This window comes from Aureibaculum sp. 2308TA14-22, assembly GCF_040538665.1.
In the GTDB taxonomy this organism is placed as follows: Bacteria; Bacteroidota; Bacteroidia; order Flavobacteriales; family Flavobacteriaceae; genus Aureibaculum.
In genome coordinates this window covers 478,611-496,455 of record NZ_JBEWXT010000001.1, presented here as the reverse complement: position 1 = coordinate 496,455, position 17,845 = coordinate 478,611, and the positions used below count along the sequence as shown (strand labels likewise).

Annotated in this window: 14 protein-coding genes; 8 read left to right on the top strand and 6 right to left on the bottom strand. The window is 34.0% G+C overall.

Going from position 1 to position 17,845, the window contains the following annotated elements; translation table 11 throughout:
• Positions 1-16: 16 nt before the first annotated feature.
• Positions 17-1,315, top strand: a complete 1,299-nt coding sequence (locus U5A88_RS02210) for a porin (protein ID WP_354203409.1) — start codon at positions 17-19, stop codon at positions 1,313-1,315.
• Between the two features lie 2 nt (positions 1,316-1,317).
• Here U5A88_RS02210 and U5A88_RS02205 read toward each other — a convergent pair whose 3' ends face one another.
• Entirely contained in the window at positions 1,318-2,004 is a 687-nt protein-coding gene (locus tag U5A88_RS02205; RefSeq protein WP_354203408.1) for a DUF4294 domain-containing protein, read from the bottom strand.
• A gap of 105 nt (positions 2,005-2,109) precedes the next feature.
• Here U5A88_RS02205 and U5A88_RS02200 point away from each other — a divergent pair, with 105 nt between their 5' ends.
• The 4 genes from U5A88_RS02200 (at position 2,110) to U5A88_RS02185 (ending at position 6,875) form a co-directional block, all read left to right on the top strand.
• Positions 2,110-3,198, top strand: coding sequence for a M42 family metallopeptidase (locus tag U5A88_RS02200; RefSeq protein WP_354203407.1), 1,089 nt, complete (start codon positions 2,110-2,112; stop codon positions 3,196-3,198).
• A gap of 160 nt (positions 3,199-3,358) precedes the next feature.
• Entirely contained in the window at positions 3,359-3,847 is a 489-nt protein-coding gene (locus tag U5A88_RS02195) for an acetyl-CoA carboxylase biotin carboxyl carrier protein subunit (RefSeq protein WP_354203406.1), read from the top strand.
• Positions 3,848-3,857: 10 nt separating this feature from the next.
• The gene (gene accC, locus U5A88_RS02190; protein WP_354203405.1) at positions 3,858-5,300 is read left to right on the top strand and encodes an acetyl-CoA carboxylase biotin carboxylase subunit; all 1,443 of its coding nucleotides are present in this window, start codon (positions 3,858-3,860) and stop codon (positions 5,298-5,300) included.
• 33 nt (positions 5,301-5,333) lie between these two features.
• On the top strand, positions 5,334-6,875 hold the full coding sequence (locus tag U5A88_RS02185) for an acyl-CoA carboxylase subunit beta (RefSeq protein WP_354208109.1): 1,542 nt from the start codon (positions 5,334-5,336) through the stop codon (positions 6,873-6,875).
• A gap of 3 nt (positions 6,876-6,878) precedes the next feature.
• Here the strand turns inward: U5A88_RS02185 and U5A88_RS02180 are convergent, their stop codons facing one another.
• Positions 6,879-7,478: a DUF7103 family protein gene (locus U5A88_RS02180; RefSeq protein ID WP_354203404.1), complete on the bottom strand. Its 600-nt coding sequence runs from the start codon at positions 7,476-7,478 to the stop codon at positions 6,879-6,881.
• A gap of 212 nt (positions 7,479-7,690) precedes the next feature.
• Here U5A88_RS02180 and U5A88_RS02175 point away from each other — a divergent pair, with 212 nt between their 5' ends.
• Both U5A88_RS02175 and U5A88_RS02170 read left to right on the top strand, forming a co-directional pair.
• Positions 7,691-8,230 (top strand): hypothetical protein, encoded by a 540-nt coding sequence (locus tag U5A88_RS02175; RefSeq protein WP_354203403.1) that lies wholly within the window; start codon positions 7,691-7,693, stop codon positions 8,228-8,230.
• A complete protein-coding gene (locus tag U5A88_RS02170) occupies positions 8,230-9,552 on the top strand; it encodes a hypothetical protein (RefSeq protein ID WP_354203402.1) in 1,323 nt (440 codons plus the stop codon). The genes U5A88_RS02175 and U5A88_RS02170 overlap by 1 nt, the downstream gene beginning before the upstream one ends.
• Positions 9,553-9,606: 54 nt before the next feature.
• Here U5A88_RS02170 and U5A88_RS02165 read toward each other — a convergent pair whose 3' ends face one another.
• Positions 9,607-11,523, bottom strand: a complete 1,917-nt coding sequence (locus U5A88_RS02165) for an ABC-F family ATP-binding cassette domain-containing protein (protein ID WP_354203401.1) — start codon at positions 11,521-11,523, stop codon at positions 9,607-9,609.
• Between the two features lie 68 nt (positions 11,524-11,591).
• Between U5A88_RS02165 and U5A88_RS02160 the strand changes: the two genes are divergently transcribed.
• Complete coding sequence (locus tag U5A88_RS02160) at positions 11,592-12,002, top strand: DUF983 domain-containing protein (RefSeq protein WP_354203400.1); 411 nt, start codon at positions 11,592-11,594, stop codon at positions 12,000-12,002.
• A gap of 135 nt (positions 12,003-12,137) precedes the next feature.
• Here the strand turns inward: U5A88_RS02160 and U5A88_RS02155 are convergent, their stop codons facing one another.
• The 3 genes from U5A88_RS02155 to U5A88_RS02145 form a co-directional block, all read right to left on the bottom strand.
• A complete protein-coding gene (locus U5A88_RS02155) occupies positions 12,138-13,322 on the bottom strand; it encodes an exo-beta-N-acetylmuramidase NamZ family protein (protein ID WP_354203399.1) in 1,185 nt (394 codons plus the stop codon).
• 94 nt (positions 13,323-13,416) lie between these two features.
• Complete coding sequence (locus U5A88_RS02150; RefSeq protein WP_354203398.1) at positions 13,417-14,763, bottom strand: RagB/SusD family nutrient uptake outer membrane protein; 1,347 nt, start codon at positions 14,761-14,763, stop codon at positions 13,417-13,419.
• 17 nt (positions 14,764-14,780) lie between these two features.
• Entirely contained in the window at positions 14,781-17,750 is a 2,970-nt protein-coding gene (locus U5A88_RS02145) for a SusC/RagA family TonB-linked outer membrane protein (RefSeq protein WP_354203397.1), read from the bottom strand.
• Between the last annotated feature and the right edge of the window lie 95 nt (positions 17,751-17,845).

Here is a 17,845-nt window from a genome sequence, read left to right as displayed (position 1 = left end):
TTAAGAGTCAAAGAATATGAAGCCGGTAATTACATTTTTACTTTTCACTTTTTCATCTATACTATTATATGCACAATCCAACAATAAGTTAAAACTCAATTTTGACGAATCTGGCAACTCTTATATCAAAGCCAATATTGCGAGTCAACTGTGGTTGAGATATGCCGAAATGAATCCGGGTACTACAATAAATGACGCTGAAATTAAGAATACTTATGAAGTTTCTATGCGAAGACTGCGTATTGGGATTTCAGCTCAATTAACTCCAAAACTATTAATAGTATCTTCGTTTGGCGGTAACAATTTGAATTATAATACTGATAAAACTTTTCAGTTTAAAGTCCTTGATTTATATGCAGAATATAAATTTAGTGACGCTATTAAAGTCGGAATTGGAAAATCTGGACACCAAGGTCTTAGCCGGGTTGATTCTAGAAGTTTTAAGTCTTTATTGACACTTGATGCACCAATTTTTAGTTTAAGTACTGTTAATAAAATTGATGATGAAGCCAGAAACTTAGGTTTATTTGCTAAAGGGCAAATCGGAAAAGTGGATTATCGTTTTGCTATACAAAATCCTGATAATTATAAGGCTGAACTCAAAACAAATGAAACTGATTTCGCTAAGAAAAAACCAGAAATTAAATGGACTGGTTATTTAAAATATCAATTTTTAGAAAAAGAAGGAAATAATAGTGCATACCACACCAGCACCTATTTAGGAAGTAAAAAAGTACTAAACCTTGGGGTCGGATTTACACATTTACCTAAAGCCACCTACTATTTGCCAAAAGAAAATGTAAGCGATATGGAATATTACGATTTAAACCATTGGGCAGTAGATTTATTTTATGATACACCGATAAACAAAGAAAATAACGAAGCAATCACTTCTTATTTGTCTTATATAAGTTACAATTTTGGCAAAGATTATATTAGAAATGTAGGTGCTAACAATCCAGCTACTGGAGTTAATCAAAACACTTCTTTTAATGGAAAAGGTAATGCATTTCCAATGATGGGCACTGGTAATACTCTATTTTTTCAAATGGGCTATTTAATGAGTAATACATTATTAGGTACAAACAAAGGGCAATTACAGCCTAATATTTCAATACAATATTCAGATTTTGATAAGCTAGATGACCCAATGCTTGTTTATGATTTTGGTATAAACTGGTATTTTAGTGGTCACAATAACAAACTTAGTTTAGGCTTTCAAAACAGACCTATTTTTAATACAGTAACTAATGAAATTGTTGTAACAGAAAGAAAAAATATGGCTGTCTTGCAATATCAGATGAACATAAATTAAAACTATTTATCTCTATTATTGATAACTTCAATAATGTCGATATTTTTATACTTAGGTACTATTTCAAGATAGTCAATTGCCAATCTCGCTTCCTGTTCTTCAAGCTTACCTTGCAAAAAAGAGCGTTGTAAAATATCTTCAATTAAAAAATCAATAGCCTTACTTTCAGGGTGATATTCACTTTTTAAAGACAGTTTAAATAAACCCGCAGTAGTATTGTACCAGAAAGCTTTCCAACCGCTACGATATTCTTTTATCAGCTCAAAAGTAGTTAACCCAGTTTGCCTGTGAATTAGTTTGATAAGTATTCTGCCCTCGGTGCGTGTCATTTTTTTTAACTTATCGGTAAATTCATCTTCCATAAACTTTTGCATCTTTTTAATATGCTTTTTGCGTTTACTAGTAGATTTTATTTTTTCTAATTGTTTATTTAACTGTAATAATCTCTCTGCAGCTAATTTGGCAAATGGATAAGCATTATGTACTTTTTTCCAGTACCAATAATAATAGCGTTGTTCTTTGGTAGAATCAAATTTTAGTTTGCTCAAGACCATCACATCGTCTAGTGTAAACATAATTGAATCTCCCTCAATCAATATTTTATCATCAATAATAGTGTCTCTTTTTACAATTTGCGATGTCGCAAAAAAAGAGGAGCATAAAAATAATATGATAAAAAAATTCTTCATAAATAAAATACCACTAAAATCGTTCCAAAATTACTAGTTTCTAACGATAGCATTTAAAATATAAACGTTAATTTTGAGATAAATTATTAAACTTAACTTCAAATTATGGCGAAAAATAGTATCCTCACGAAAAAATCATTAACATTTTTAGAAAAATACTTGAATAATGCTTCACCCACAGGTTACGAATGGGATGGGCAAAAAATTTGGATGGAGTACCTAAAACCTTATGTTGATGAGTTTATAACTGATACTTACGGAACGGCTGTTGGTGTTATAAATCCAAAAGCTGAATACAAAGTAGTAATTGAGGGTCATGCTGATGAAATTTCTTGGTATGTAAATTATATTTCAGATAATGGTTTAATATATGTTGTCAGAAACGGAGGGTCTGATCATCAAATTGCACCGAGTAAAATTGTAAATATTCACACAAAAAAAGGCATTGTAAAAGGTGTATTTGGTTGGCCAGCTATCCATACTCGTAATAAATCGAAAGAAGAAGCTCCAAAACCTGATAATATTTTTATTGACTGTGGGTGTAAAACCAAAGATGAAGTTGAAAAATTGGGCGTACATGTAGGATGTGTCATTACTTACCCTGATGAATTTCATATCTTAAACAAAGACAACTTTGTGTGCAGAGCGTTAGACAACAGAATGGGCGGATTTATGATTGCCGAAGTTGCTCGATTATTAAAAGAGAATAAAAAGAAACTACCTTTTGGACTATATATTGTAAACTCCGTACAAGAAGAAATCGGTTTACGCGGTGCTCAAATGATAGCGGAAAGAATACAACCTAATGCGGCAATTGTTACCGATGTAACGCACGATACTACGACCCCAATGATTGAGAAAAAGAAGCAGGGACATTGTGAAAATGGCAAAGGTCCTGTTGTTGCTTACGCACCAGCGGTACAGCAAAAATTACGCGATTTAATTACCGAAACCGCCGAAAAAAATAAAATTCCTTTTCAACGTGCGGCGTTATCTCGTGCTACGGGTACGGACACAGATGCTTTTGCCTACAGTAATAGCGGCGTGGCTAGTGCATTAATTTCCTTGCCTTTACGCTATATGCATACTACCGTAGAAATGGTTCACAAAGATGATGTAGAAAATGTTATTAAATTAATTTATGAATCATTGTTGCAAATTAAGAATGGAGAAACTTTTAGCTATTTTGAATAAAACAGCTTAAAAATAAACTATCATTTTTATCACAAAACATGATAATTCTCATAGATGAAATAGTACAATATATCTAATTTAGTTCTCCAAAAAATAGATAAAATTCTTACTCCTTTTTATGTATACAAAACATGTCAATATTAGTTAAATCATATACATTATGAGCAAAACCTACAGCGTAAAAGTAAACAACACTCTTGAATTTAATATTAGTGATGAAGATATTTCCTCACTAGATACAGTCCACTTGTCAGATAACCAATATCATGTGCTTGAAAATAATAAGCCTTATCGTGCTGAATTGACAACATCAAATTTCAATCAGAAAAAGTATTTTGTAAAAGTTAACAATAACAATTATGATGTATCTATTTCAAACCCATTAGATGTGTTGATTAAAGAAATGGGGTTTGCCTTGGGTTCTGCTAAAAAGGTGAATTCTATAAAAGCACCAATGCCAGGCCTAATTTTAGATGTACAGGTAAAAGAAGGTCAAGAAGTTAAAGAAGATGACACCTTGTTAATATTGGAAGCAATGAAAATGGAAAATGTAATTACTTCACCAAGAGATGGAATTATCAAATCGGTTGCTATAACCAAGGGAGGAACAGTTGAAAAAGGAGCATTATTGATTGAGTTTCAATCTTAATTTATTTCAGATGAAAAAAATACTAGTAGCCAACAGAGGAGAAATTGCCATTAGAGTACTAAAAACGGCAAAAAAAATGGGCATTAAAACCGTAGCGGTATATTCTACTGCCGACAGAAATGCCCCACATGTAAAATTTGCAGATCAAGCTATTTGCATTGGTGAACCCCCATCAAAAGAATCCTATTTACGAGGAGATAAAATAATTGAGGTTTCAAAAAAACTGAATGTAGATGGTATTCATCCTGGGTATGGTTTTTTAAGTGAAAATGCAGATTTTGCCGAATTAGCAGAAAAAAATAATATCATATTTATTGGCCCAAGGTCTAAAGCCATTAAAATGATGGGCGATAAATTAGCGGCTAAAGATGCTGTTAAAAATTACGATATCCCTATGGTACCGGGTATTGACAGAGCCGTAACCGACCCAAAAGAAGCTGTAGAAATTGCAAAACAAATCGGATTCCCAATTTTGATAAAAGCTGCTGCTGGAGGTGGTGGTAAAGGAATGCGTATCGTTGAAAAAGAAAAAGATGTTGAAGAACAAATGAAACGTGCTATCAGTGAGGCCACTTCTGCATTTGGTGATGGTTCAGTTTTTGTCGAAAAATACGTCACTTCTCCTAGGCATGTAGAAATTCAAGTAATGGCCGATAGCCATGGAAACGTATTACACTTCTTTGAAAGAGAATGTAGTATACAACGTCGTCATCAAAAAGTAGTTGAAGAAGCACCTTCTGCTGTTTTAACTCCAGAATTAAGAGAAAAAATGGGACAAGCGGCTATTAACGTTGCTAAATCTTGTGATTATATTGGTGCAGGTACCGTTGAATTTTTGTTGGATGCCGACCATAATTTTTATTTCTTAGAAATGAATACACGTTTACAAGTTGAACATCCCGTATCTGAATGGATTGCTGGAGTTGACCTTGTAGAATTACAAATTCGTGTAGCTCGTGGCGAAGAACTTCAACTAAAACAAAAAGACCTCAAAATTAATGGCCATGCTTTAGAGCTAAGAGTATATGCTGAAGACCCATTAAACGATTTTTTACCAAGTGTTGGTAAACTTGAGAAGTATCAATTACCAGTTGGTAAAAACATCCGTGTAGATAATGGTTTTGAAGAAGGTATGGATATTCCTATTTATTACGATCCGATGTTATCTAAATTAATAACCTACGGAAAAACACGTGAGGAAGCCATTGAGCTTATGATAAAAGCAATTGATAATTATATCGTAGAAGGTGTACAAACTACGTTACCTTTCGGGAAGTTTGTCTGTGAACACGAAGCTTTCCGCTCTGGTAATTTTGACACTCATTTTGTAAAAAAATTTTATTCGCCAGAAGCTCTGAAAGCCGAGATGGAGAAAGAAGCTAAAATTGCCGCTACACTAGCATTAAAAGTATACTTAGAAGATCAAAAGCAGTTAAAAATACCTATTCATTAATCACCTGAAATTATATGTATTATGAAAAAACAAATGGATACAAAAATTGAAGAGCTAGATAAACGTTTAGCATTAGCATATTTAGGTGGTGGTGAAAAGCGTATTGAAAAACAACACGCTAAGAAAAAATTAACGGCTCGTGAGCGTTTAGAATATTTGATGGATGAAGGCTCTTTTGAAGAAATGGGTGTTATGGTAACACATAGAACTACCGATTTTGGAATGGAGAATGAAATTTACTTTGGTGATGGCGTTGTAACTGGATATGGCACTATTGATGGCAGGTTAGTATATGTATTTGCACAAGACTTTACAGTATTTGGCGGAGCTCTATCTGAAACTCATGCAGAAAAAATTTGCAAAATAATGGATCAGGCTGTTAAAGTTGGTGCCCCTTGTATTGGACTCAATGATTCTGGTGGAGCTAGAATTCAAGAAGGTGTGCGTTCGTTAGGTGGTTATGCAGATATTTTCCATAGAAATGTACAGGCTTCAGGTGTAATTCCACAAATTTCCGCAATTATGGGGCCTTGTGCCGGTGGTGCGGTTTATTCTCCTGCAATGACAGATTTTACGTTAATGGTTGAAGATACCAGTTATATGTTCGTTACTGGGCCTAATGTGGTAAAAACGGTAACTAATGAAGAAGTAACCGCAGAGGAATTAGGTGGTGCAAGTACGCATTCAACTAAATCGGGTGTAACTCATGTTACATCTTCAAATGATATTCAATGTTTGGAAGATGTAAAGACATTGCTGAGTTATTTACCACAAAGCAATAGAGAAACTACAAAAAAAGTTCCCTATGAAATTGGAAATGAATTAAGAGAACATTTAATTGACCTTATTCCTGAAGATACGCATAAACCTTATGATATGAAAGATGTAATTTCTGGGATTATTGATAAGGATTCTTTCTTTGAAATTCACAAAGATTATGCAGAAAACATCATTGTAGGTTTTGCAAGAATTGCCGGTAGAAGTATTGGTATCGTTGCTAATCAACCTATGCAATTAGCAGGATGTTTAGATGTTAACAGCTCAAAAAAAGGGGCACGATTTACACGTTTCTGTGATTGTTTTAATATTCCTTTATTGGTGCTGGTTGATGTACCAGGATTTTTACCGGGAACAGATCAAGAATGGAATGGTATTATTACTAACGGAGCAAAATTGCTATATGCATTAAGCGAAGCAACCGTACCTAAAATAACTGTAATTACCCGTAAAGCTTATGGTGGAGCTTACGATGTAATGAATTCTAAACATATTGGAGCGGACTTAAATTATGCATGGCCTACCGCAGAAATTGCGGTAATGGGTGCAAAAGGAGCAGCAGAAATTATTTTTAGAAGAGAAATTGCCGCTGCAGAAAATCCTGAAGAAAAATGGAAAGAAAAAGAAGCAGATTATGCTGATAAGTTTGCAGATCCATACAGAGCTGCCCGTCGTGGTTTTATTGATGAGGTTATTTATCCTAAAAACACACGTAGAAAGTTAATTAAAGGATTTCAGATGTTAGAAGGTAAACAAGTTGACGGACCTAAACGCAAACACGGAAATATTCCGTTATAAAAATTATTTGTTTCTTTTTAATAAAACAATATCCTTAGATTCCAAAATATAATAAAGACCAATTACCACTAATGAAATCCATTCTGCCCAAAAAAGGTTGATAATACTTTCGTTGCTGAATACGCAAAGTCCTAACCCAAATAATGATAGTATCGCTATTATTCTGCTAATCCACATATGTTTTGGGTTCTGAAAAAGGAATATAACAATAGCACTTCCTACAAAAAAAACGATGGTAAAAAAATAATGCAGAAAGGACAACTTACCATTGTACGGAAACAATGCAACACCCATTAGTGCTATGCCTAAAATAATATTATACCATTTGCCTCTGTTCTTCTTATAATTCATAGTGGGCTTTGGTGTAGTTTTAAAATACAAAGCACCGTTAAAAATAAACAGCATGGCGGCTATGCCCAACAATAATCCGTAAATATAACTGTTGTCCATATCTACATAAGCACTAATACTCTCTCTAATAGTATTGTTATCAGCTAGGTACAAAAACAACGGAATTAAAATACAAATACCAGCAATCAATTGTTCTACCACTAAAAAAGTAGTATCGTCAGTAGTATATTTATTTTTAATTTCGAGTTTCATTAGTAATAAATGTACAAAATTTTAATTTTTAATTAAGTGCAAAAATTAGGATAATCCTTTTTTATAGTATTTTAAAAACAATTACCTTTGTAGGTATCAGCAATATAAATATAAGAAGTCTATCCGTTTGTAAAGAAGTATAGTAGATATCTTACAATATTAGCCATAAGCTGAAGTATCCAGTTTAAGAATTACCATCCACAATTATAAAAATGAAAGAACACAATCTCGAAGAAACTGTTCAAAAACTTAGAGGGCCATCCAAAGAGCAAATTATTGTTGGCAATCAATGGGCGGCTGTAGCTTTGGATAAATTTCACATCAATTCAAGAGCTAGAATAAAAATTGTAAATAAAAAAGTTGAAGAAGAAATAATATTGACTTGGAATTCTGATTTCCCTTCCGCAGCCATGAAAGAAAATGTTGATATGGCAAATCATGGTGGTGTAGCAATCGCGTTTTTTTTAATGTCAACACTTTCTGATTACAAATATGTAGAACAATCAGAAATAGGTGATGGAGTAGATTACAGGTTCAAGATTAACGAACCAAAAGACGATGACCTAAATTTCTTGGACGATTTCCATTATGTTGAAGTATCTGGAATTTTACAAGAATCACCTACCAATACCCTAAAACGAAGAGTGAAAAATAAACACGACCAAATAAAAAAAGGTAGAAAAAGAGATAAATCTTCCTCCGTAATTGTTACTTTGTTCAGCGAACCACAAACCGTAAGAGAGATTCATTAATGAAAGCAAAATTATTACATCAAGAAGCTATGGATTATTCGTTCAAAGCTAAACAAGCTGCTTCTGAGAATAATCATAATTTGTCATTCACTTTGTTTTGTAAAGCAGCAGAATTAGAAAGCAAGGTGGCTAGATATTATTTTGACAAACCAGAACTTGAACCAACTCGTAGTGTTCTAATACGAAGTGCAGCATTTTTAAATCTCAAAGCAGGATTAATTGATAGTGCTCAGGAATTTATTTTTTTTGGCTTATTAAATATTAAAGATGAATTAATAAAATCACAGCTTAATGATGCATTAGAAGTTTCTGTTGCCTTAAAAAATATGTCACCATACAATGCCAGTAATGAATATAACTATCTTAACTTACTGAGACAGAAAAGCATTCATTATGTCTTAGAACCATCACATAAAATTTTTGGTGGTTCTGTGAGTTTAGAAATGGTAAGGGACTTTAGTAATAACTTCTTAAAATCTCTTAAATCTTATGCATCAAGTATGTTCTCGAGAATGACAAAAGATTTAGATTACTCTGTTGAGGCTAAAAAAGAATTTGAAGAGCTTGCTAATCCATTATTAACAGGCACATCATATGGGAGTTTTAAATTTTCATTAGCAAATGATTTTCTAAACAGGAAAGGTGAAGATGATAAAATTAATCAACTTAAGTCTGATATAGTCCAAAAATACCATACTAACATTTTTACTAACCCACTAGATTTAGAGAGTATTAAGGCTTTAAAAAAAGAGTTTGATAATGAAGAAATTAATTATATTTTCAGACCTCTTACAAGAATAAAGGCAAAGAATACACCATATAAAGTTGGATACTACGATACAGAAAATTTCAATAAAGTTTTTATTCCAAGAATACGAATTGAACAAAAGAAAAAATTACTTCCGATCGTTGAAATTAACAAGGATGAAATAGGAAAACTTGAAAGTTCAATTGTCCATAGACGAGAACTAAATTCAGGAAAAATATCAAAAAAGACCATATTATCTGAAGAATTGAAGTCATACGAATTCGAGCAATTAATCAAAGAGATTACGCCTAAAAATTATTCATCAATAATATTAAACGAAGAAATTCTATTAAATATCAATTTTGATTCGGAAAACGGTTTTAACTTGAGTTTTCCTGATTTTAATTTAGAGTTAACCGATACTGAATACCAACGCGGTTTGGATAAATTATCTGAATTGCTTTATTTGAGAATTGTTCAAATAGCAAATCTAGATATTCGCAACGATATTGAAGAATCTGAATGGAGTTTCATAAAAAGAATAATAAATAATCCCGAAGCATTAAGTGAGTAAGGTTGTGAATCGGGCAGTAAATTAAAGAGCAAAGATTAAAATTAACTTATCAAACTACCCTTCCAATACCTCATGTAAGTTTTCCCATTCTTCCATTAAGATATTTATTTTATCTTTTTTGGCTTGGTAATTCTTAAAAAAGTCGGGCTGGGCGGTTACCTTTTCATATTCTTTTTCATCGGATAGTTTTTTATCAATTTGGGCAACTTCCCTTTCCAAATCAGCTATTTCAGTTTCTATTTTAGAGAGCTTGTTTTGTAGTTTTTTAACCTCTTTGTCTTTTTCATAATCATTTTTAGCAGCATTGTTAGAAGCGGTAGTAGCTTTTACTTCTTTAGTCCGCTTCTCTACCTCTCGTAAATTTTCTAAGTTATGTTCTTCTAAATAATAATCAATATCGCCCAAATATTCTTTAATACGGCTCTCCTTAAATTCGTAAACGGTTTTGGTTAATCCTTGAAGGAAATCCCTATCATGCGAAACCAAAATCAGCGTACCTTCAAAATTTCTAAGAGCCTGTTTTAGTACATTTTTAGAGGCAATATCTAAATGGTTTGTTGGCTCATCCATCACCAACATATTAAACGGCGAAAGTAACATTTTGCACAACGCCAATCGGTTACGCTCACCACCAGAAAGTACTTTTACTTTCTTTTCTACATCATCACCTCCAAATAAAAAAGCTCCGAGCATATCACGTACTTTTACTCTGTTGCCATCGTTAGAGGCATCTTCCATCGTTTGCAACACTGTTTTCTCTCCTTCAAGGTACTCGGCCTGGTTCTGGGCAAAATAACCGATCTGCACATTATGGCCTAGTTTTAAATTACCATCAAAAGGAATTTCATCGACAATCATTTTAGCCAAGGTAGACTTTCCTTGTCCGTTTTGACCCACAAAAGCAATTTTACTATTACGTTCTATCAGTAAATTTACATTACTTAATACTTGATTATCACCATAGTTTTTGGCCACATTTTTGGCTTCTACAACTACCTTACCCGGTTGTACAGACATTGGAAAACGTACTTTCATAACCGCATTGTCATCTGCATCAACCTCAATGCGTTCTACTTTATTTAACTTTTTAATAAGCGATTGTGCCATAGATGCCTTATTGGCTTTGGCTCTAAATTTTGAAATCAATTGCTCAGTCCGCTGTATTTCTTTATCTTGATTTTTTTGAGCCTGTAATTGCTTTTCTTTGAGTTCAGAACGCTGTACTAAATATTTTGAATAATAATACTTATAATCATAAATCTTACCTAGAGAAATTTCAATAGTTCTGTTAGTTACATTATCTAAAAACATTTTATCGTGCGAAACCAACATAATAGCACCCGGGTAACCTTTCAAAAACTCTTCTAACCAAATGATAGATTCAATATCTAAATGGTTTGTCGGTTCATCAAGTAATAAAATATCATTATTCTGTAGTAAGAGCTTTGCGAGTTCGATACGCATCCGCCACCCACCGGAAAAAGTATCAGTTAGCTGGTTGAAATCTTCACGTTTAAAGCCTAACCCTTGTAAAATTTTCTCGGTATCACCTTGATAATTATAACCACCAATCAATTCAAAACGATGGGTTAAATCACTTAAATCTACCATTAATTGATGATACCCTTCACTTTCATAATCTGTTCTTTCTGCTAATGCAACATTTACCTCTTCTAGTTTTTTTTCAACTTCCTTTATCTCAGTAAATGCCTGATAAGCCTCCTCTAATACCGTTCTGCCAAAAACAAAATCAATGTCTTGTTTTAGAAAACCAATTTTCAGGTTTTTCTCTAATGCCAATGTACCTTTATCGTATTTTTGTTCCTTAGCAATAATTTTTAATAGCGTAGACTTTCCTGCTCCATTTTTACCGACCAACCCTACTCTATCTCCACCTACCAACTTAAAAGTAATACCTGAAAATAAATCTTCTCCCGCAAAGGAAACTGTTATATTATGTGCGTTAAGCATCTTTTGTTACGTTATTCTGTTTGTAATATTCTACCTTTGCAAAAGTATCATTTATTTTAACAATAAGTATGTTTGGAAAAGGAACTAAAATTTACAGCATAACTCGTAATAAATGTCCTAAATGTCATGAAGGAAATTTCTTTGAGGATAGTAATCCATTACATCTAAAAAAAGTCTTAAAAACGAACCTCAACTGCCCAAATTGCAATTTTAAATACGAAATTGAGCCTTCTTTTTTTTACGGAGCCATGTATGTTTCCTATGGATTAACTGTTGGAATGTCTATTATTACCTTTATTGTTTTATATTTATTTGGATTGGATTTACTGACCATTTTTATTAGCATATTCGTATTGCTGGTTTTATTTACACCTCTTACGCTACGATTGGCGAGATTAATTTATGCAAATATTTTTATCCATTATGATAAGGACTTTAATAAAATAGAAAGCAAAGTTATTTCACACAAAGAACGCTAAGGTTTCCGCAGGGAACGCAAAGGTTTCATAATTTTTCATTTGCAGTCTTTGCGTTTTTTTCTTTGTGACCTTTGCGTGAAATCATTTATAAAAACATAAATAATAGTTATACTCCTAGTATTGACTAGTTATATTTTAATATATTTTTATTTCGTTAAGTTGTTGTTTGTAATCTTCTAAACTTTCTAACGTATCTAATTTTTCAAGTGGTTCGTTATTGGTTACCCAATGTCTTAACTTGTCTGAACCGTTTATTATATCTATAGGATGGTTGTTGTAGTCATACTCATAAGGAGGTTGTTTCCATTCAAAATCATCGCCCAAATGCTGATACAATTCTCGCATCAAAAACTGACCAACACGCCAAGGTTGAAAACTATTCTTATCTGTTATATGAATTTGAAAACCACCACATACGGCATCAGCGTGTTTTTGAAAAGTAGGTAAAAAAGTAATAGGTCTGAGAGCAACCCCTTTTAGTTTTGATTTTTTAAGGCTGACTTTTAAATGGCTTTCGTAATATGAATACGGTTCTATTTTTGGATGTCCAACGATTTCCAACGATTGGGTGGTTCCCCTACCCTCACTTAGCATAGTGCCTTCAAAAATAACCGTTGCTGGGAAAGTAAATGCACTACGCCAACGTGGTAAATTGGGTGAAGGCAACAACCAAGGAAGCTGAGTATCTTCATAAAACATTTCGCGTTGCCAATCCTGCATCCTTATTATTTCTAGATTTGCTTTCTTTTTTGCCCAAAATTTCTGGTGCATTAAAGCAACTTCTCCGATGGTCATTCCATGCCTTACTGGAATTGGGTGTCTCCCTATAAAAGATTCAAAATCCATATCCAATGTATTGCCTTCTATATCAACTCCATTAATCGGGTTTGGTCTATCCAATACAATAATTTGAATATCCATATCTCCACATTTTTCTAAAATGTAGGTAAGTGTGTAAATGTAAGTGTACATTCTACAGCCTACGTCTTGTAGGTCGATAAACAAATGATCTATTCCATCCAACATTTCATCGGTCGGAATACGAGTTTCCGAATACAATGAATACACTGGAATATTAAAATAAGGATGAATAAAATGATCTGTCTCCACCATATTATCCTGAACATCGGTTGAAAAACCATGTTGAGGCCCAAACAGTTTTATAAATCTTGAGCCAAATAGTTCTCTAAATCTAATTGCGGCGGGTATATGTTCCGAATCTATTGAGGCATTATGACATAACACCGCCACATTCCCTTTATATTTTTGTTGTAGATTTTTATCTTTTGACAATACGTCGAGACCAGTTTGTACTTGCATTATAATTTTAATTAAATGATAATATTAAGCGTATTTAAAGATGATAATTCATTTCTCCAAATACGCTTAATAATTTACTTAAATAATTACTATTCTAAATAGCCGGATCGGGTGGCGTATTTGGATTATTTTCTCTTTCTATAGTTGGGTAAGGATAAAAATTCCTATTCCTTTCATTAGTTGTATTAGCTTCCGATGGAACCGAAAAATTTGGATGAAACCTTCTACTATCTTCCAAACGCATACCCATTAAAAACATTTCAATACTTCTATTTTTGTAAATTTCTTCCAAAATATCGGCTTGACTTGTCGCGTTACCAGACCAAGCTGGAAGGTTTGCATTAACACCAAGCGGGTCATTATTTTTTTGCCTTACCAAATTCAACTGCGTAACGGCATCCGTAAGCTGATTTTGTCTGGCATATGCCTCTGCTTTATTTAACATCATTTCTCCAGGAAGATAAATTGGAATTGGCGAGGTTCCTGAAGCAAAAAATCCGAGCATTTCACTAAGTGGCTGCCCACCTGCATCTGCATTTGCATTTCCAGCTGGGGCTCCTAAATAAAAATTAGTTCGTCCATCACCAGCTTCAGGGATGTAAGCACCTTGTAAACCAAAATTAGATTGTGGATTTAAATCAGCAGAATTAACTGTTCTATTCCAAATAGGGTTTTGATTATTAGCATCATAAACCCACATGGAGTTTGTAGAACTACTCGCATTTAAAACTGCATTAGCAGCCGCAATGGACTCTGTATAGTTACCCGCCATTAACTGATATCTTGATAAAAATGCGTTTATTGTTTTTTCCAAATCCAAATCGGCCCAAAGAACATTGGATTTAAAATCATCTGACATGGGCGAGGCAGCAATTCCGTCACGAGCTTCTTGTAACAAAGATATACATTCAGCCAAAACAGTTGCTCTGTCACTAAAAGGAGCAGCTCCATCTGCTGCATTGTTAATCGGTACTTGTTCATACATTTGAATCATATACCCCAAACACATAGCTTTAAATAAATTCCCATAGGCGATAAGCCCACTTTTAGTTCCAGCTGAAAGTTCAACAGTATTTGCACCTTCAATTAAAGATTCGGCCATGCCTTTGGACTTTAGCAAACTCACCCATGGGTTGGTAATACCACCGCTTTCTCCTGGCAATTCAGCACCACCCCTGGCCAATTCGTTAATATTTAAAAAAGTATTAGTAACCCCTAGCTCTCTAGTCGTTATACCTGGAGCTTCAATTACCTGCCTTAATGTGGATGTTGAGTAATATTGCCTAATGCCTATACTCAATGCAAAAAGACCTTCTTTAGTGCCCAATACCACTTCTTCAGTTGGGTTATTGGGGTTTTCAAATTCCGTTTCGCACCCAGTAAACAAACAACTGGTTATAAGCAAAACAACTAAAAATTTATATGTTTTTATATTTTTCATCTTATCTATTTTTAAACTTAAAATGTTGCTGTTAAACCTAACTTAATCACTCTTGGCAGTGGTGTAAGCCCCATAATACCACCTCTTGATCCGTTGCTTTGGGCATCCATATTTACCTCGGGGTCATAACTTGAAAAATTATCAAATGATAACAAGTTACGTCCGGTTAATGTAAATTTTACTTTATCGATTCCTTTTAAAGGCTCGTTTAAAGCATAGGAAGCAGAAAGTTCGCGTAGTTTTATGTAAGAGCCATCCTCTATATACGATTCAGCGATCCCAAACTTGGCAGCTCCTGTACCTCTCGGGATTTCCCCTCTAAGTTCTCTTCCTGTTTCAGGACCACCTCCAAAGCGATAGAACATTCTGGTATCCCAACTTAAAATATCAGCTCCTTGAACTGCATCAAACTGCATTCTAAAAGAAAAGTTTTTATAACTAACCTCATTAATTAGCGAAGCAATAAAATCAGGGTTCGGATCACCGATTACCTTACTTAAATTTGCTCCACTAGGTTGACCCGAAGCGTCTCTACCCGGTACATTGTTTCCATTAGCATCAACAGTTCCTTTTTCTCGTTGCGGCAAACCAGCGGGTGTCAACAATAAACTGCCATCATCATTTCTGGCATAATACCCTTGATAGAATACACCTAATGGCTGACCGTTTTTAGCAACTGAGAATCCGAAATTTCCGATTCCAAATTGTTCACCTTCTATATTGTTTACTTCATTTTCATTTGTTGAGAAAGTACCCGTAACGGACCAAGTAAAATCTCCAGATTGAACTGGCGTTGCAGTAACCAACGCTTCAAAACCTTTATTTTTCATTGTCCCAATATTTTCAATTCTAGAGCCTGCTCCTGTTGAAGGAGACAATGTCCTCGCTAATAAAAGGTCTTCTATATCTTGGGTATAATAAGTTAGTTCAATACCTAATCTGTTTTTAAATAAGCTCATATCAACCCCAAATTCCAATTCCGTTTGTCTTTCAGGTTTCAAATCAGGGTTGCCTAGACGACTTGGGGCAATTAAACCAGAACTGCCATCAATACTAACAGCTCCATAATTTGAAAATCGGTCAAAAGGACCTATTGCAGTTAAGTTTCCTGCCTGTCCCCAAGCGGCTCTTATCTTAAAGCTATCAAATGTGCTTCCTAAGCTATTTTCCCAAAAGTCTTCTTGCGAAAGTAAGTATGACATACTGGCTTTTGGGTAGAATTGATTCCTTTCATCGGCTCCGAATACCGAAGACCCATCCAATCTAACGGCACCCGTTACAAATAGTTTATTGTCGTACCCAAATGTTTGTTGTACAAAACCACCCCAAAACGTTCTTTTACTTCTACCTTCATTGGTATTAATGGTTGCTGCACCATCTGTAGTTTTTACACCCAGTGCTAATCCCGATGCAGAAATAGCTCTTACATTTGTATCATCAGATTGCCATGAGAATCCAGCAGTAGTTGTTGATTCAAATTTATCGCTAATATCTGTCATAAACGAAGCATTTAAATCACTGTTTATCTGTTTTGTGCTTATGGTTGATGTGCTAGCACTACCAAGTACTCTAGTGTTAGTTCCTATAGGAACATAAGTTGTACCTAGAGATTCTGCATTATCATAACCTAACGTATAATTTATGTTTAAACCTTCTGTTGGTTTTAGATTAAGTTGCAAATCACTGATTACCCTATTATTCTTTTGTCGAAATTCGAAAGTTTCGATATACTCTAAAATATTAGGATAGAAAGTCATATTGGGATAATTACCATCTGCATCTTGAGAAGGGTCTATTTTATTGTTGGTAAATAAAATGGTTTGCAATACTCCAAAACCATACCCTCCATTTGGCAAATCATCACTATTACTGGTAGAAAAATAAGTTCCTATAGAAGCCGAAGCCCAGTCATTAATATCTTGATTTATTCTGATTCTTCCACCCACTCTTTCAAAATCTGTACCTTTCATAATACCATCATTTTGCAAATACGAAAACGATGCGAAGTAATTCGTTTTTTCCATACCTCCAGCAATAGAAACGTAATTATCAGTACCAACTGAGTTTTGAAAAACCATATCTTGATAATCATATCGAGTTACGGCTTCTTTGGTCAAATCAGTAATGTCGCTTGAAGTCCAATCAAAAGGTTCTTCGTTAAACTCTCGTTTCTTTCGTAACGAATTGAAATTTACACTTGTAGATAATGTAATTACAGGTTCACCTGTCTTTCCTTTTTTGGTAAATATTTGTACAACACCGTTACTGGCTCTTGAACCATAAATAGCGGCGGCGGCGGCTCCTTTAATAACTTCGATTCTATCAATGTCTTGAGGATTAATGTCAGATAATCTGTTTTGAACAACACTAGTTACATTCAATACATTAGTCGAATTGTTATTTACGATTACACCATCTATAATATACAAAGGATCAGAACTACCGTTAACGGTACTTGCACTTCTTAAACGAACACTAATACCACCAGCAGGATCACCTGAATTTTGAGAAACCTGAATACCTGCTAATTTTCCCGAAAGTGCTCCTGTTACGTCAAGAGCAGCTGATTCAGCTATCTCCAACCCACTAACGCTTGAAATAACGTTACCAATCTGTTTCTTAGCGGTTAATGCTCCAACACCAGTTATAACAACTTCGTCCAACCCCAAAATATCTGCACTTAGTGTTGCATCAACGACTATTTCCAGCTGAGCGTCATAGTTAAAAGCAATTTCTTTTGTTGAGAAACCAATAGATCTAAAAACAAGTGTGTTACTCCCTGAGTTTACATTCGCTTGGAGTGTATAATTACCAGAAAAATCTGTAACAGCTCCTTTGTTGGTATTTTTAATTTGAACTGTTACTCCAGGAATTGTCTCACCAAAGTCATCAGTTACCGTACCTGTTATAGTTACGGATTGTGCAACCAAAAATTGCACAAAAAATAACATCAGGATAGTTGAAAATAAATTTGAGTTTTTTTTCATTTGAGTTAAATTTAGAAATTAGATACCTCAAATTTATGAAACTTAATTATAAAAATCATTTATATTAACATAAAAAATCCCGAGTAAATTTACTC

What these genes read in the sequence shown, in the direction of transcription:
- U5A88_RS02150 (WP_354203398.1), bottom strand. Translation starts at nt 14,763, where the DNA reads ATGAAAAATATAAAAACATATAAATTTTTAGTTGTTTTGCTTATAACC.
- accC (WP_354203405.1), top strand. Translation starts at nt 3,858, where the DNA reads ATGAAAAAAATACTAGTAGCCAACAGAGGAGAAATTGCCATTAGAGTA.
- U5A88_RS02210 (WP_354203409.1), top strand. Translation starts at nt 17, where the DNA reads ATGAAGCCGGTAATTACATTTTTACTTTTCACTTTTTCATCTATACTA.
- U5A88_RS02185 (WP_354208109.1), top strand. Translation starts at nt 5,334, where the DNA reads ATGGATACAAAAATTGAAGAGCTAGATAAACGTTTAGCATTAGCATAT.
- U5A88_RS02175 (WP_354203403.1), top strand. Translation starts at nt 7,691, where the DNA reads ATGAAAGAACACAATCTCGAAGAAACTGTTCAAAAACTTAGAGGGCCA.
- U5A88_RS02205 (WP_354203408.1), bottom strand. Translation starts at nt 2,004, where the DNA reads ATGAAGAATTTTTTTATCATATTATTTTTATGCTCCTCTTTTTTTGCG.
- U5A88_RS02160 (WP_354203400.1), top strand. Translation starts at nt 11,592, where the DNA reads ATGTTTGGAAAAGGAACTAAAATTTACAGCATAACTCGTAATAAATGT.
- U5A88_RS02170 (WP_354203402.1), top strand. Translation starts at nt 8,230, where the DNA reads ATGAAAGCAAAATTATTACATCAAGAAGCTATGGATTATTCGTTCAAA.
- U5A88_RS02165 (WP_354203401.1), bottom strand. Translation starts at nt 11,523, where the DNA reads ATGCTTAACGCACATAATATAACAGTTTCCTTTGCGGGAGAAGATTTA.
- U5A88_RS02145 (WP_354203397.1), bottom strand. Translation starts at nt 17,750, where the DNA reads ATGAAAAAAAACTCAAATTTATTTTCAACTATCCTGATGTTATTTTTT.
- U5A88_RS02200 (WP_354203407.1), top strand. Translation starts at nt 2,110, where the DNA reads ATGGCGAAAAATAGTATCCTCACGAAAAAATCATTAACATTTTTAGAA.
- U5A88_RS02155 (WP_354203399.1), bottom strand. Translation starts at nt 13,322, where the DNA reads ATGCAAGTACAAACTGGTCTCGACGTATTGTCAAAAGATAAAAATCTA.
- U5A88_RS02195 (WP_354203406.1), top strand. Translation starts at nt 3,359, where the DNA reads ATGAGCAAAACCTACAGCGTAAAAGTAAACAACACTCTTGAATTTAAT.
- U5A88_RS02180 (WP_354203404.1), bottom strand. Translation starts at nt 7,478, where the DNA reads ATGAAACTCGAAATTAAAAATAAATATACTACTGACGATACTACTTTT.